The 13,688-nt window shown below is 64.5% G+C and carries 12 protein-coding genes; 1 reads left to right on the forward strand and 11 read right to left on the reverse strand.

Annotated elements, in window-relative coordinates; all coding sequences use genetic code 11:
- The coding region (locus VIQ49_RS13080; RefSeq protein ID WP_331885206.1) for a CoA transferase at nt 1-2,003 on the forward strand (2,003 nt) is incomplete at its 5' end.
- A gap of 117 nt (nt 2,004-2,120) precedes the next feature.
- Here VIQ49_RS13080 and VIQ49_RS13085 read toward each other — a convergent pair.
- The 11 genes from VIQ49_RS13085 to VIQ49_RS13135 are packed head-to-tail and all read right to left on the reverse strand — an operon-like array spanning nt 2,121 to nt 13,672.
- Nucleotides 2,121-3,362, reverse strand: coding sequence for a cytochrome P450 (locus tag VIQ49_RS13085; RefSeq protein WP_331885208.1), 1,242 nt, complete (start codon nt 3,360-3,362; stop codon nt 2,121-2,123).
- Between the two features lie 54 nt (nt 3,363-3,416).
- Entirely contained in the window at nt 3,417-3,611 is a 195-nt protein-coding gene (locus tag VIQ49_RS13090; RefSeq protein WP_331885210.1) for a ferredoxin, read from the reverse strand.
- Nucleotides 3,608-4,462 (reverse strand): glucose 1-dehydrogenase, encoded by an 855-nt coding sequence (locus tag VIQ49_RS13095; RefSeq protein ID WP_331885212.1) that lies wholly within the window; start codon nt 4,460-4,462, stop codon nt 3,608-3,610. Before VIQ49_RS13095 ends, VIQ49_RS13090 begins: the two co-directional genes overlap by 4 nt.
- A 5-nt stretch (nt 4,463-4,467) precedes the next feature.
- Nucleotides 4,468-5,370: an alpha/beta hydrolase gene (locus tag VIQ49_RS13100; RefSeq protein ID WP_331885214.1), complete on the reverse strand. Its 903-nt coding sequence runs from the start codon at nt 5,368-5,370 to the stop codon at nt 4,468-4,470.
- On the reverse strand, nt 5,367-5,975 hold the full coding sequence (locus tag VIQ49_RS13105; protein WP_331885216.1) for an NAD(P)H-dependent oxidoreductase: 609 nt from the start codon (nt 5,973-5,975) through the stop codon (nt 5,367-5,369). The genes VIQ49_RS13100 and VIQ49_RS13105 overlap by 4 nt, the downstream gene beginning before the upstream one ends.
- A 6-nt stretch (nt 5,976-5,981) precedes the next feature.
- Nucleotides 5,982-6,977, reverse strand: a complete 996-nt coding sequence (locus VIQ49_RS13110; protein WP_331885314.1) for a cyclase family protein — start codon at nt 6,975-6,977, stop codon at nt 5,982-5,984.
- 43 nt (nt 6,978-7,020) lie between these two features.
- Nucleotides 7,021-7,911 (reverse strand): coniferyl-alcohol dehydrogenase, encoded by an 891-nt coding sequence (locus VIQ49_RS13115; RefSeq protein ID WP_331885218.1) that lies wholly within the window; start codon nt 7,909-7,911, stop codon nt 7,021-7,023.
- Between the two features lie 25 nt (nt 7,912-7,936).
- Nucleotides 7,937-9,241 carry an LLM class flavin-dependent oxidoreductase gene (locus tag VIQ49_RS13120; RefSeq protein ID WP_331885220.1) on the reverse strand — a complete coding sequence of 435 codons (1,305 nt, stop codon included), beginning with the start codon at nt 9,239-9,241 and terminating at the stop codon, nt 7,937-7,939.
- A 3-nt stretch (nt 9,242-9,244) separates the two neighbouring features.
- The gene (locus tag VIQ49_RS13125; RefSeq protein ID WP_331885222.1) at nt 9,245-11,044 is read right to left on the reverse strand and encodes an FAD-binding protein; all 1,800 of its coding nucleotides are present in this window, start codon (nt 11,042-11,044) and stop codon (nt 9,245-9,247) included.
- A gap of 35 nt (nt 11,045-11,079) precedes the next feature.
- A complete protein-coding gene (locus VIQ49_RS13130) occupies nt 11,080-12,036 on the reverse strand; it encodes a 3-carboxyethylcatechol 2,3-dioxygenase (RefSeq protein ID WP_331885224.1) in 957 nt (318 codons plus the stop codon).
- Nucleotides 11,993-13,672, reverse strand: a complete 1,680-nt coding sequence (locus VIQ49_RS13135; protein WP_331885316.1) for a bifunctional 3-(3-hydroxy-phenyl)propionate/3-hydroxycinnamic acid hydroxylase — start codon at nt 13,670-13,672, stop codon at nt 11,993-11,995. Before VIQ49_RS13135 ends, VIQ49_RS13130 begins: the two co-directional genes overlap by 44 nt.
- Nucleotides 13,673-13,688: the final 16 nt, after the last annotated feature.

Here is a 13,688-nt window from a genome sequence, read left to right on the forward strand (position 1 = left end):
CCGCCACAGAATTCACGCTGCAAGCATGGTCGGGCGGCATCGTCGGTCTCGGACGGGGATCCCCCGACCGGGCTCCGGTCCACGTGGGTGGCCAGGTGGGTGAATGGCTCACCGGCGCCTACGCGAGCGCCGGCACACTCGCTTCGAAGATCGGAACCAGCGGCACCGGAGTCGGCGATCTTGTCGACGTGTCGATGCTGGAGACCGAGATCCTCTGTCTCACCTACTATTCCGTCAGCTTCTTCGATGTGTTGAAGCGACCCTTCCGGACCACCCGCGCCGCGAGTGTGCCCGGGGTCGCCGCAGCCGCAGACGGGCTGGTGGCACTGGGCTGCGGGACGATGCAGCAATGGTTCGACCTGTGCGTCATGGTCGGTCACCCGGAATGGATCGACGAGGATGCGACTCTCACCCTCACCGAACGGGCAAACCATCACGCACCGGACATCTACGCGTGGCTCTCCGAGCAGGAGATTGCCGGTATCCGCGACTTCGCCAGCGCACTGCGCATACCCAACGCCCCGGTCATCCACGGCGAGAACGCCGCCGGGCAGGATCACTTCGGAGAGCGCGGAACCTTCATCAATAATCCGCGCGACGGATTCGACCAGCCGGCATCGCCGTTCCGAATGCAACCGGCAGCACTCCGCACGCCGGAACCGGCGCCCCGCCTCGGCGAACACACCGATCTCTACCGCTTGGCGCCGTCCCGCGACCGCCCCACCGCGAAGAACGCCACAGCGAAGAACGCCACCGACAGCAAGCTTCCATTTGCAGGTCTACGTGTACTCGACATGACGGCGTACTGGGCCGGCCCGTCGTGCACCCATTTCCTCGCTCTGCTCGGCGCCGAGGTGATCCATCTCGAGTCCACTCGACGGCCCGACGGGACCCGGCTCATCGCGGGTGTGCCTGTCACAGAGGATCAGTGGTGGGAACGGTCGCCGATCTTCTCCGGCCTGAACACGAACAAGAAGAGCGTGACCCTCGACTTCCAGACCGACCGCGGGCAGCAATTGCTCCGTCAACTCGTGGCGACCGCCGACGTCATCGTCGAGAACTTCACACCGCGCGTGCTCGATCAGATCGGACTCGACTTCGCCGGCGTCCACGCGCTCCGTCCGGACGCCGTCATGGTACGGATGCCCGGCTTCGGCCTCGACGGGCCCTGGCGGGAGAATCCGGCGTTCGCCTACGTCATCGAGGATGCGTCCGGATTGACCTGGCTCACCGGGTATCCCGACCAGAACCCGCTCGAGCCGTATTGCCTCGGAGATCCGAATGCGGGTGTCCACGCGCTCAACGCTCTGCTGTTGGCGTTGGAGCACCGCAGGCGAACCGGTGAAGGTGTCGCGGTGGAGGTCGCAATGGTCGACGCGGCGCTGAGCATCGCCGCCGAGCAGGTCGCCGAGTATTCCGCGTACGGAAACACGTTGCAACGTGACGGGAACCGTGGTCCGAGTGCCGCACCACAGAACCTCTATCTGTCAGCAGATGTCGACGAGTTCGGGCGAGACGACTGCTGGATCGCGGTGGCCGTGGCAACCGACAACCACTGGGCCGGACTGCAAAAGGCGGTCGGCGGCCCGGCATGGGCGATGGATCCGAAGCTCGACACGGCCGTCGGCCGGCGCCGCCACCACGACCTCATCGATGCCGAGCTCGCCGAGTTCTTCCTGACGATGAGCAGTGACGCGGCCGTCGAACTGCTCTGCAATGCCGGAGTACCGGTGGCAAAGGTGCTGCAGCCGCATCGGATCACCGAGATACCCCAGCTCACCGCGCGCGGATTCTTCGAACAGGTGGACCATCCGGTGAACGGCCCCGCCGCGCACAGCACCACACCAATTCGGTTCACCGACACCATCGATCGGTTCCGGCCGGCACCGGCACCGCTGCTGGGACAGCACAACGGGCAGATCCTTCGCGAACTCGGCCTCACCGACGCCGACATCGAGGCCCTGCAGGCCGAGGGGATCATCGGTACCGCACCCGATCGGTGATCCCCTCTGCCCGCCCCATCGCAGACGCGCCACCTATACAAAGACGAGCCACTTGTATGTGGCTCGTCTTCGTACAGGTGGCGCGTTTGTGGGAGGGGCGGGGCGGCGCGGGGGGGGCTACCAGGTGACGGGCAACTGGTAGACGCCGAACGCCAGTCGATCGTGCTTGAACTCGACCTCTTCGAACGGGATTGCCAACTTCAGGTCCGGGATTCGCCGGAGCAATGTCTGGAAGACGATCTGCAACTCCACCCGGGCCAATTGCTGACCCACGCACTGGTGAACACCGAAACCGAAGCCGACCTGTTGGCGGGCAGGTCGCAGGATGTCCAGCTTTTCGGGTTCGGGGAACTCGCGGGCATCCCAGTTCGCCGGCGCGAGGTCGATGATGATGCCCTCCCCGGCCCTGATCGTCTTCCCCCCGATCTCGATGTCCTCCACCGCAACTCGCCGCTGACCGTTCTGGATGATGCTCAGATAGCGCATCAATTCTTCGACGGCGTTGGCAAGCACCTTCGGATCATCGGAATCGCGCAGCAGCGCAAGCTGATCCGGGTTCTGCAGGAGTGCGAGGGTGCCCAATGAGATCATGTTGGCGCTGGTCTCGTGTCCGGCAATCAGTAGTCCGGTGCCGAGCTGGGCGGCCTCCCTCATGCTGATCTCGCCCGCGCGCACCCGTTCGGCCAACTCGGTCACGATGTCTTCTGCCGGTTCGTCGAGCTTCTTCTTGACCAGCTTGATGAGATACCGGGCCAGGCCGGTTCGACCCTCCGCCGCCTGCTCGGCCGAGGCGAAACGACTCACACCCGTCGTGGCGTGGGCCTGGAAGAACTCGTGGTCCTCATAGGGAACACCCAGCATTTCGGTGATCACCAGGGACGGGACCGGCAGCGCCAGTTCTTCGACCAGGTCGGCGGGCGGCGGACCGGCCAGAATCGCGTCGATGTGTTCGTCGGTGATGCGCTGGATCGCCGGACGCATCGCATCGACCCGCTTGAAGGTGAACGGGCGGGTCAGCATTCGACGAAACTTCGTATGCTCTTCGCCGTCGGAGGTGAACACCGACCTCGGCCTGACGTCCACCGTCGACAGCATGCCCTCGTTCCAGTGCGGGAATCCCGGACGCCGATCATCGACGCTGACCCGGGGATCACTCATCAGCGCTTTGAGTTCGGGGTATCCGGTGACCAGCCACGGAGTGCTGCCGTCCCAGATCCGCACGCGGCTCAGCGGTTTCGTGTCGGTGAGCGCCCGGACCTCCGGCGGGGGCGCAAACGGACACTGGGCAGACCGCTCCATCGGATACTCCGGAACGTCTCCGGATTCGGCGATTGTTGTGCTGGGCAACGAGTCGGTCATGTCACTCCTTGAGTTGTCGATGCGAGGGCGGTATGCGAAAGCGCGGGGCCGCGCTCATTCCTCCACATGGATGGCCATCGCGGGGCATACCGACGCTGCTTCCCTGACGTGAGCATGCAATTCGGCGGGAGGGTGATCATCGATCAGCTGGACGATCCCGTCGTCATCACGCTGATCAAAGACCTCCGCTGCCTCGAAGACACACTGTCCGGCAGCGATGCACTTGGATTGTTCGACTGTCACTTTCATACGGGCCTTCTTTCTCCGTTGCTGTGGGCAGCGGCAGGCGTCTTGTCCGAGAAATTCCGCTTCTTCAGAACCTTGCCGGCCACCGTGCCGCCGTCGACGGGTAGCACCGTCCCCGTCACGTAACAGGAGCGATCGCTACCGAAGTAGAGGGCGACTTCAGCCACATCACCGGGTACACCCTCGCGTTTGAGGGGGCGGTCGGCCTTCATCGCCTCGCGTACGCCCCGGGTGAAACGCTCGCCCGCCTCCGGTGGCATCTTCGCCGCCGAGGTCGCGAGCAACGATGTGGGGATGTTGCCCGGTGCAATGCAATTGACGCGGATGTCGTACTCGGCCAGTTCGATGGCCGCTGACTTGGTGAAGTGGATCGCAGCAGCCTTCGACGCCCGATAGGTCATGACACCGCCGCCCGCCATCACGCCACCCACCGACGACACATTGATGATCGACCCACCGTTGTTGGCCGCCATGTAGCGGCCGGCGTTGCGCGTGCCGAGCATGACGCCCAGCAGGTTCACCCCCATCACGTGATGAAAGTCGGCCAGGTCGTCCTGCAGGAAACTCTTGTGCATGACGCCGGGAACCCCGGCGTTGTTGACCATGATGTCCAAGGCTCCGAACGTATCCACGGCAGCGGCGACGAGTTGCTCGACCTGAGCCGGATCGGACACGTCTGTTGCTTGGAAGATCGCCTCGGCACCATGGGCATTCGCCAGGGATGCGCCTCCGACCCGGTCGGTATCGGCGATCACGACCCGGGCCCCTTCGGCCAGGAACCTCTCGACCGTCGCGGCCCCGATACCGGCGGCACCGCCCGTGACCACTGCAACCTTGCCTGACAGTTCGCCCATCGTCATCACTTCCGTTGTTCGGTCACACGCGAACGCGCGCACTGGTTCTCGAAGAACTCGAGCAGAAGCCGGCTCACTGCGGCCGGTTGCTCAATCTGTGGGCAGTGCCCTGCCTGCGGAATCACCGCCGCCGTCCCATCCCGCACGCAGTCGGCCAGTTTTTTGGCCCAGCCCGGCGGCAGGAGCTTGTCACACTCGCCCTCGATCACCAAGGTCGGTACGTCGATGCGTTCGTAGGGCCGATCAGAAACGAGCCGGCCCGTACCTGTACCGGTGGCCTGCGCGAGCGCATTCGGTCTCCGGAACCTGGCTGCCGCCACCGCTTCCCACGCGCCGGGTGCCGTCGACGATTCGTAGCGGCGCCGGACGAAGTCGGCATCTGCGGGATACGAGTCGTCGTGGAAGAGCGCTTCGACAATCCTGCGCATGGCGGGCATCGTGGCGTCGTAGTCATACAACGCCCGCATGTGTTCGTTCTGCTGGATCTCGCCACCACCGCAGATGGCGACCAGGGTCCGCACCGGCAACAGCGGGCGCTCGGACGTCTGGTCGGCCAACAGCATCACCGCGCCCATCGAGTTCCCGACGAAGTGTGCGGAGTCGATGCCGAGCGCCCGGCACCAGGCGGCGAGGTGACGGATGCGCAGACCGCGTCCGTCGTTGAAGTCGACCACTTTCGCCGAGTGACCGAATCCCAGCATGTCGGGCGCCAGGACGTGATACCTCACGGCAAGAGCGTCGAGGACGCGTTCGAATCCCAATTCTGCGCCGGCGCCGAACTCTCCACCGTGCAAGAGCACGACGGTGTCGCCTTTGCCGGCTTCGAGGTAGCTGGTCTCGTGCCCGTCGACCACCACCCGTCTGCGTGAGACAGGTGGTGGTGACAGGAGGCTGGCGGAGATCGTCACGACTGCCTGCCGGCACTCGCAAACGTCAGCACCTGCCCGGCAAGCATGTCCAACTGGCTCCGAACCGCCTCGTCGGTCAATTCACCTGAGTCTTCCCAGATCTGGTCAGCCGAATTGATCGCCACACCGAGCGGCGTCGGCCAGGCTCGCAACGCGTGACCGATGGACCTGAGCTGCCCGAGCGTTCCGACGGCTGCCTGCCATCCGTACGCGCAGGAGATGCAGCCCCAGGGCGTGTTGTCGAGGTAGGTCCGGGGTTCGTCCCGCAGATCCTCGATGTAGTCGATCGCGTTCTTGATCAGACCCGAGACCCCACCGTGGTAGCCCGGCGACGACACGATGACCGCGTCGGCGTCGCGGAGGGAGTCGACGAGCTTGCGGGCCTGCGGTGTGCGATCCAATTCGTGCGGCGAGTACATGGGCATGTCGAGGTCGGAGCCGCTGTAGATCTCGGTGCGGCCACCTTGTCGCTCTATCGAGTCCAGGCAGTACCGCAGCACCCGCTCGGTCGACGAGTTCGTCCGCAAGGTGCCGCCGAGACCGACCACCAGGGGGCGATCACGCAGAGCTGTTGGTCCGGCCATGGCCGCTGAGCTGTGAGTCATCATGGCCTACTTGATCGCGATCGGGTTGACGGGCGATCCGACGGCACCGGTGACCCGCAACGGTGGCGCGATCAACTGGAACTCGTAGATGCCGTCGGCAGCGCAATCAGCGGCCAACGCGTTCAGATCCCAGTACTCACCGAGCATCAATCCCATGTCCCTCAGGCACAACATGTGCATGGGGAGGAATGTGCCCTCCACCGCCGAGATCGGATCCTCGACCATCAGGTTGTCCGAGGCGACGGCCGCGACCTCGTGATCGTGGAGCCACGAAGCGCAAGACCAGTCGAGTCCGGCGCCTGGTTCGGATCCTGCTCCGGTGGTGAGGAACCGGGCCCACCAGCCTGTTCGGACGAGGACAACATCCCCCCGTCTGACCGTGACACCCTGCGCTTTGGCCACGTCGTCGAGTTCGGCCGGCGTGATCGTCTGACCGTGTTCGAGGTACAGTTCGGCGCCGCGATGCCGGACGACGTCGAGCAGGACGCCGCGGGACGTGATGCCCTTGCCGTCCACCTTGTCGATACCACAGTGCTTGGCACCCAGGCTGGTCACCGAGTCGGCGGGAAAGTTGTTGTACAGCTTGTCTTCGTAATACACGTGCGACAGCGCATCCCACTGCGTCGCGGCCTGTAGCGGCATGATGATCATGTCGTCGTTGAACCGGAAGGGGTTGTCTTCGCCTGCGAAGAAGCCGCTCAGTTCCTGGCCCACCGAGTTGATGTCCCAATCGGTGCAGTACTTCACCAGGGCTTCGGCGTCGCCTCCGTCCACGGTCATCACGTGAACCGGGTTCTGGCGGAACTTGAAGGCACCCTGTGGCCCTGACGAACCGAAGTCCACACCCAGCGGGAACACCTTGCCCTGCTTGGCCAGGGATGCCCCTTCGGCCACCTTGTCGGCGGTGATGAAGTTCAGGGTGCCGAGTTCATCCGCGCTGCCCCACCTGCCCCAATTCCTGACCTCGTCGGCCACCCGGCGAAAGTCTTTCATCGTGGACATGGTGGTCGGTTCGACGGTACTGACTCCACTGTGGTCGCTCATGTCAATTCCCTTGCGTCACTTGTTGTGCTCGGTTGTCGGCGGCCCCGCTCGTTGCGACCGGGTCACGCATCTCATTGCTGTTCACTATCCCGCCGTCGCCCCAGACCACTTGGCCGGACACGTAACTGGCGGCATCGCTGCCCAGGAAGACCAGAATCGCGGCTTGCTCTTGCGGGTTCGACACACGCCCCAACGGTTTCGGTATGCCGTCAAGATACTCCGGGCCGTACGCCGTGCGCAGCTGATCGAGAATGGGCGTCTCTGTGACACCCGGGGCCGTGCAGTTGATGCGAATTCCTTGTGCACCAAGCTGTTCGGAGTTCTGGATGCAGTAGTGGATGATCGCCTCTTTGGACAGGGTGTAGCCGCCGTTGGCGTGCGCATCGGGGTGATCGCGGCACCACTGCACGCCGGCCTCCATGGACGTTGTGGCGAGTAGTTCGGCAACGGTTTCCCGGTTGTCTCGATACCCGGATGCGGCCATCGACGACACACACGTGACCGACGAACCGCTCGGCATCCGCCCGACCAGCGACTCGGTGAGATGACGCATGCCGAGGAAGTTGATCATCACCACGAGAAGCGAATTCCCGATACCCGAGGACACGCCTGCCACATTGAACAGGGCGTCCACCGCACCGCCGCCGAGTGCGGCGACGGTGCAATCGACCGATTCCCGATCAGCGAGATCCACCTGATGGAACTCGCTGATCAGATAGTCCGACCCGAAAGAGTTCGGCCCAGAAGGATTCGGCGCAGATATGTCGAGTCCGATCACCTCGGCTCCGAGCTCGGCGGTCTGCCGCGCGACCTGTGCACCGATGCCCGAAGAACATCCGGTGACCACCACACGGCGACCGTCGTAGCGCAAGAGTTGATCTACGTAGCCCATGACCCGACCACCTGCACCGTGGTGGTCACTGTGCCGCAGCTTCCTTCGCAGCCTGCGCCGCCTGGACCCGTCCTTCGTTGATCTCGGCCATGGCCTCGGGAATCTCACTGGCGGTGAAGCTTCCACCACGACCGGTCGGCAGTCCACCGAACGAGTAGTTCGGGTCGAACTCCGGGGCCCGTGACTCCGGACGGCGCGCCTCGACCTTTTCGATGACCGGGGCGAGCCGCTGAGCCTTCAGCTTGACAGCCTTCTCGTCCCGCTCGATGAACTCCGGCAGAACCTCTTTGCCCATGAGCTCGATCGATTCCATCGTCGCTTCATGACAGCGCGGATTGAGCAGCAGGATGATCTCGTCGACGCCGCTTTCCTCGTATCCTCGCAAGAACTCGCGAACCATTTCCGGCGATCCGATGGCTCCGCGTCCGGGACCGTAGGCGAGTGTCTCGTCGTTGGCCACCTCTTCGAGGTAGCGCTCCCACACGCCCGTACGACCCGGAACGTGTTGCCCCGTCATGTAGTAGTGCATGATGCCGAAGGAGAAGAAGCCACCGCCCACCCCGAGTCTGTCGAGTGCCTGCTTCTCCGTCGGCGCGACCATCATCGAGAGATCACCGCCGATGGCGAGGATGTTCGGGTTGATCTCCGGGGTCGACGGAACTCCGCGCTCCTCGAACTCCTTGTAGTAGGAGGCCACGCGGTCACCGAGCGGTCCGGGACCGGTGTACGCGAAGCTCAGTGCGCCGATGGCCTTTTGAGCCGCCATCTGCACCGACGACGGACGGGTACAGGCAACCCACACCGGCGGATGCGCCTTTTGCATCGGCTTCGGGATCACGTTACGGGCCGGCATCTGGATGTGCTCGCCCTTGAATCCGGTGAACGGCTCCTCGGTCATACACCGGATGGTCACCTCGAGGGCTTCCTCCCACTGCCCGCGCTTGTCCGCCGGATCGATGTTGAATCCACCGAGTTCGGCCACCGAGGATGATTCACCGGTTCCGAACTCCACGCGGCCACCGGAGATGAGGTCCAGCGTCGCCACCCTTTCCGCGACACGTGCGGGGTGATTGATCAGCGGCGGCAGGTGCATGACTCCGAATCCGAGCCGAATGTCCTTGGTGCGCTGGCTCGCAGCGGCGAGGAACATCTCCGGTGCCGTGGAATGGCAGTACTCCTCGAGAAAGTGGTGCTCGGTGAGCCACACTGTCGAGAAGCCCGCCTTGTCGGCGGCCTCCACCTCGGCCAGACCCTCCTGGAACATCTTGTATTCGTCGTCCTGCGTCCAGGGACGTGGCAGCGCGAACTCATAGAACAGGGAAATCTTCATTGGTTACCTCCGATGGGAATGAGATGTTTGTGACGACGCAACTGAATCGTGTTGTTGTGTAGCGCATTCGGCCATAGCCGCGTCGGCCGCGATGTGACGTGCGGCGACATATCCGAACGTCATCGCCGGCCCGATGGTGGCTCCGGCACCGGCGTAGCTCCGGCCCATCACCGCCCCCGATGTGTTGCCGACCGCGTACAGCCCGCCGACAACGGATTCGTCGTCGCGCAACACCCGGGCGTATTCGTCGGTGCGGAGTCCCCCCGAGGTTCCGAGGTCCCCGAGGACCATCCGGAAGGCGAAGTAGGGCGGTTTGACCAACGGGTACAGGTTGGGATTGGGCAGTGTCGGGTCGCCGTAGTAGTTGTCGTAACTACTGTCACCGCGGTTGAAGTCGTCGTCATGTCCTCGCCGGGCGAGTTCATTGAAACGCTCTGCGGTCCTGATGAATTCGTCGACCGGTACATCGATCTTGTTGGCGAGTTCGGCCAAGGTGGAACCTTCTTGGACAACTCCTGACTGCAACCACTCCTTCGGCATCTTGCGTCCGGTGGGTACCGGCGCGAACGGAATCTTCGGTAGTGGCAGATGTCCCGCCACCACGTACTTCCCCCACGACCGTGAGTCGGTGATGAGCCAGCAGGGGATGTGGGCAACACCCGTCTCCTCGCCGGCGATCATCGCGTGGCTGAAGTCCATGTACGGCGCGGCTTCATTGCAGAAGCGGCGGCCTGATCCGTTGACAACGAACTGCGACGGCATCATGCGTTCGTTGAGCATGAATTGCATCCGGCCGTCGGGCCACTGGATCGCCGGGAACCACCATGCCTCATCGAGTAGTTCGGTTGCGGCCCCGACCTTTTCAGCGGCCCGGATACCGTCACCGGTGGCCAGCCGATTCCCGAAGCTCCAGTCGTCCGTCAAGACGGGCTGGTGCTCCCGACGCCAATCCATGTCGTGATCGAATCCACCGGTCGCCAGGATGACCGCCCGCCGGGCGCGGATCCGCAGCGGGGCACCTTCGTGCTCGACCACCGCACCGAGCACGGTGCGATCAGGTCCCTCGATCAGCTCGGTCATCGGTGAGTCCAGCCAGAGCGGGATGTTGTGTTCCTTCATGGCCAGCCGCAGCCGAGCCACCAGCGATTGCCCGATCGCCGCGATCCGATCACCGAACACGTGTGCCCGGAACATCCTCCACAGCAGTCTGAGGAGCACCACCTTGCCGTCCCACGACTGCCGCATCCGGTAGAAGGCACGCAGGTCTTTCGGCCCCAGCCACACGCCCTTCGGCGCAAGTGCCAAGGGCGTCAGCAGGTTCTGCTCCTCGGCGCCGAGTACCCGGAGGTCGATGGGCGGAACGTTGATGGTGCTGCCGCGCTCAGACCCGCCAGGCAGTTCCGGATAGTAGTCCGCATAACCCGGTTTCCACACGAACTCGAGCCAGGAGCTCGACTTCTCCAAGAAGCCCATCATCTCGGGGGCGGCCTTGACGTACTGGGCAATCCGCTCGTCACTGACCAGACCGCCGGTGATCGCCCGCATGTAGTCTTCGACGCCGGACGGATCCGGTGAGTAACCTTCGCGACGCTGGGCGGGCGCACCCGGAACCCAGATGCCGCCACCCGAGAGCGCAGTGGACCCGCCGTACTGCTCGCCCTTCTCCACCACAAGGGTTTCCAGACCGGCGGCGGCCGCCGCCAGCGCGGCAGTCATCCCGCCTCCGCCGGAACCGATCACCAGGACGTCGACGGTCTTGTCGTAGTCGTCCCGGGATCTGGTCTCGCCTGTTCCAGAAGCCAACGTCGTGCCCTTCCCTCCGGTCATCGGTTCTCTTGTCATGCGCGGCCGTCCGGCACCGTCAGCTGCGCGGACCGGATCGCGAATCCGGCAATCAGTTCCGGCGCGGCACGGTAGTAGCGCACCGGCGTCTCGTACGGACCCTGGGTGGACATCGCGGCAAAGGCGGCCACCCAGGTGCGGACCTCGTGGGCCGAACTGCCGGCTTCGCTGGTGATCCGCGTATTCGACCATCCGTCGAACTGGTCGAGCCGGCCTGAGTCGATGATCTCCAGGAACTCCCGGTCCCAGTCCGGGTTCAGCGGCCGCAGCGGCCCGCGGCCGGCGGCGAAGTCCTGGGCGGCCTCGATCACCGCGCTCTGCCGGGACGCGCGTTGCTCCGGTGTCTGGCTGCCGCCGTGGACCAGTCGTTCCCGGACGCTGCCGCTCGCGGTGGCCAGCGTCGGAACCGGTGGATCATGGGACAGTCCACCCGACCCGACGATGAGAACCCGCTTGTCCAATCCGGTCAGATGGCGCCCCACCGCGGTGCCCAATGCCCGCACGCGGCGCAGCGGACCCAGTGGCGCCGCAACAGAATTGACGAAGATCGGGATCACCGGTCGAGCCCGTACGTCACCGAGCAACCGCTGTAGTGGCTGGACGGTGCCGTGGTCGACATCCATCGATTCCGAAACCGCGACGTCGACACCGGCTTCGAGGACGGACCGGGCGCAGGCGTCGGCGAGGTCGCGTGGAACATCGAGCGGTTCAGCCGACGTCCCGTAGTCCCCGACGCCGCGGGCAGCGTTCCCGATGCAGAACGGAGGCATCACACGGTAGAAGAATCCGTTGTAGTGGTCGGGCGAAAAGATCACCACCAGTTCGGGATCCCAGTCCCGGACAAAGGCCGCGGCCTCCTCCAGCGCCGCCTCGACCTCATCGACGAGCCCCGGTGGCGTTCCCGGGAGTTCAAGCAGGGGGCTGTGCGACACGCAGCAGAGAGCCAGCGGCATCAGTGTCCCCTCCTTCCCTTCCTTCGTGTCCCGAGCCGAGGACATCCATGAGTGCGGCACTGATCTCCGGCGCCCGCTGGGCCACACAGGCCGCCGCGATGCAACGATCGGGCCGCAGGAAGAGGACCGAATCGGTCTGCGCGTCGAACCAGCGCTTGACCTGACCGCCGGTGTCTCCGATCACGATGACGTCGGGATCGTCGTGTCCCGTCCATTCGAGCTGGCACGTCGGCCTGGCGGTGATGAATGTGGCGCCTTGGGCCTTCCACGAGGCGAACTGTTCGTCGCCCAGAACGGTGCGTGGATGGTTGTTCCAGCACAGAACCGAAAACCAGTTGCCGAGAACATCATCGAGCAGGACATCCCGCTGATCACGGGTATCGATACGCGGCTGGATGAACAGAGTCCCCACCGCTGATCGTGGTGGGCGTGGATCGGCATGGACCACCGCCCCGCGGTCATAACGAGGCATCGGCTTGAATCGCATCGTCAGCACATAATTCTTCAGTGCGGGGAGCACCGATGCACCGCGGATGAGCAGGTCGCGCGCGGCAGCGACCCGGCGGTTGGTCGGCGAAATGACCCGGCCCACCATCGTCGACAGGTCGATCATCGCCCGGGCGTGACTGCGACGTTCGGTGTCATAGGTGTCCAGGAGCGCATCGCCGGCGCGACCGGTCACCACCGCCGCAAGCTTCCAGCCCAGATTGGCGGCATCCCGGATCCCGCTGTTGTAGCCCTGGCCCTGCCACACCGGCATCAGATGCGCGGCGTCGCCCGCCAGCAGGATCCGTCCCTTCCGGAACGCACCTGCGATCCTGGAGTGATGGGTGTACACCCGGCGCCTGATCACATCGAGTTGGTCGGGGTACGGCACGAGTGGCGCAAGGAGTTTCGCGAGGAACTCCGGTCGCTGCGCGTCCTCGTCACTCTCATCGGCGTGGATCATGAACTCGAATCGGCGGATGCCGTGCGCGATCGACACCGAGACGTTGGGCCGGGCCGGATCGGCGGCGACCTCGATATTCGGATGTCCGAGTGGATCGGTCGCCAGATCGACGACCAGCCACCGTGTCGGCGATGTCGTCCCCTCGAACGACACCCCCATCAGGTGACGTGTTGCGCTGCGCCCGCCATCACATCCGACGACATACCGGGCGGTCACGGACCGCGGCCCCTCGGCCCCGGAGAGTTCGACCGCTACGTCGTCACCGATGTCATGGGCGTTGACCATCGGCGAGTTCCAGACCACCTGAACATGGTCGAAACGGTCGAGTCCGCGGAGGAGCTCCGCATCGACCAGCGGCTGCACGAAGGCGTTGCGCTTGGGCCATCCGAAAGACGTGTCGGTGGGCGCTATCTCGGCCAGCAACCGCCGCTTCGCATCGACGAACCGCAAGATCTGGTTCGGGCTGGTGTGTGGGAGTACCTGCTGCACAAGACCGATCGCCTGGAACGTACGCAGGGATTCGTCGTCCAGGCCCACTCCGCGCGGATAATCGATCAACGCTTCCCGCTCATCGACCACCAGTGTGCGAACGTTCTGGAGGCCGAGGATGTTGGCGAGGGTGAGGCCCACCGGGCCGGCACCGACGATCACCACATCGACATGCTGTGTCTGCGACGCGTGGCCGATCCGGTCGCCCTCGATC

The sequence above is a fragment of the Williamsia sp. genome (assembly GCF_036566845.1).
In the GTDB taxonomy this organism is placed as follows: Bacteria; Actinomycetota; Actinomycetes; order Mycobacteriales; family Mycobacteriaceae; genus Williamsia.

Bases quoted from the DNA above. Each gene is read 5' to 3' on its own strand.
- VIQ49_RS13085 (WP_331885208.1), bottom strand. From the start codon at position 3,362: ATGACCGACTCGTTGCCCAGCACAACAATCGCCGAATCCGGAGACGTT.
- VIQ49_RS13090 (WP_331885210.1), bottom strand. From the start codon at position 3,611: ATGAAAGTGACAGTCGAACAATCCAAGTGCATCGCTGCCGGACAGTGT.
- VIQ49_RS13095 (WP_331885212.1), bottom strand. From the start codon at position 4,462: ATGGGCGAACTGTCAGGCAAGGTTGCAGTGGTCACGGGCGGTGCCGCC.
- VIQ49_RS13105 (WP_331885216.1), bottom strand. From the start codon at position 5,975: ATGACTCACAGCTCAGCGGCCATGGCCGGACCAACAGCTCTGCGTGAT.
- VIQ49_RS13110 (WP_331885314.1), bottom strand. From the start codon at position 6,977: ATGTCCACGATGAAAGACTTTCGCCGGGTGGCCGACGAGGTCAGGAAT.
- VIQ49_RS13115 (WP_331885218.1), bottom strand. From the start codon at position 7,911: ATGGGCTACGTAGATCAACTCTTGCGCTACGACGGTCGCCGTGTGGTG.
- VIQ49_RS13120 (WP_331885220.1), bottom strand. From the start codon at position 9,241: ATGAAGATTTCCCTGTTCTATGAGTTCGCGCTGCCACGTCCCTGGACG.
- VIQ49_RS13130 (WP_331885224.1), bottom strand. From the start codon at position 12,036: ATGCCGCTGGCTCTCTGCTGCGTGTCGCACAGCCCCCTGCTTGAACTC.